This window comes from Desulfurellaceae bacterium (assembly GCA_021296095.1).
Lineage (GTDB): Bacteria > Desulfobacterota > Binatia > Bin18 > Bin18 > JAAXHF01.
Genome location: JAGWBB010000023.1, coordinates 42,775 through 43,767, shown reverse-complemented (window position 1 = coordinate 43,767; position 993 = coordinate 42,775). Strand labels below are relative to the sequence as shown.

The following is a 993-nucleotide window of genomic DNA, read 5'->3' as shown; positions in this document are numbered from 1 at the left end:
TTGAAGGAGAGCACTGTATTCCGATCACCTGCTGCGCTCCGAACTCTGACGTAGACGACATTGCTGGTCTGCTCGAGAATCGAACTCCTCATCCCCAGCGGGGAGTGGATGTTGACGTTCGTGTTCATGTAGTTGGCCGTTGACCAATAGGCGAACAGCAGATGCTCGCCTGCTCCACCTGGGGCAATCGCTGGCGCACGCTCAGTAAGAGTTGAAGCGGTCTGCGCCTGCGCAGGCCGCGTGGCGAAGCACAACGCCAGGGCTGCACAAGCAGTCAGTAGCGCGTATTTCTTAAGAAGTTGACTCATACTCTCCGTCCTCCCTTCGTTGGTTGCATGCCCCACAGCCTCGTGACCGGTGAAGGCAAAATCAAAAAACCTCGCTGTTGATACTGCATTCCTACCCAAATGTCCAGTGCCCTGCCCTACGAACCACCTCCTTTCACTGTCCTCTGAACACTGGCCAGCCCCGTATAACGAATAGAGCCGAACGTGTCAAGAAACGATTGTGTCATAATGGGTGTCATCCTGCTCCCGCCGCCTGATCCTTGAGAGACGCGAACGCGCCGACCTGCCCCTTCAACTCCCCCACATCATGCGTCAACGTCATCAAGGTCTGGTTGACGGTCTCGAACTTGGCGTCGAATTTGGCGTCCATCGCGTTCAGCCGGTCATCCATGTGCCCAAGCCGTTTTTCCATTTTTGCATCAAGCTGCCACCAGACAGTCCCCAAAGCACCCAGGTTCACCAGCAGCGGTGCAATAACAGCCCATTCCATTATTGTCCTCCTTCCCTCATCACGCCTGCTGCTCCCGCGTCGTCAACGCGATGGGGGCGCTGCCACGGGCAACCCACCCCCCTGCTTCGCAGGACCCCTCCCAGGAGGGGATGGAAGAAGCGCTCCGGGCCGGTGTTTTCATCCCCTCCTCGGAGGGGTGGCCCGAAGGGCCGGGGTGGGTTTCGTTGTGCCTCATACGTTTCCCTGGGGGGCCGT

Annotated in this window: 2 protein-coding genes; both read right to left on the bottom strand. The window is 58.3% G+C overall.

The window, feature by feature from the left end; translation table 11 throughout:
• Window positions 1-308, bottom strand: a 308-nt coding sequence (locus J4F42_07550; protein ID MCE2485352.1) for a hypothetical protein, incomplete at its 3' end; no start/stop codon positions are given.
• A 214-nt stretch (window positions 309-522) separates the two neighbouring features.
• Window positions 523-777 carry a hypothetical protein gene (locus J4F42_07545; protein ID MCE2485351.1) on the bottom strand — a complete coding sequence of 85 codons (255 nt, stop codon included), beginning with the start codon at window positions 775-777 and terminating at the stop codon, window positions 523-525.
• Window positions 778-993: the final 216 nt, after the last annotated feature.

What these genes read in the sequence shown, in the direction of transcription:
- J4F42_07545 (MCE2485351.1), bottom strand. Translation starts at nt 777, where the DNA reads ATGGAATGGGCTGTTATTGCACCGCTGCTGGTGAACCTGGGTGCTTTG.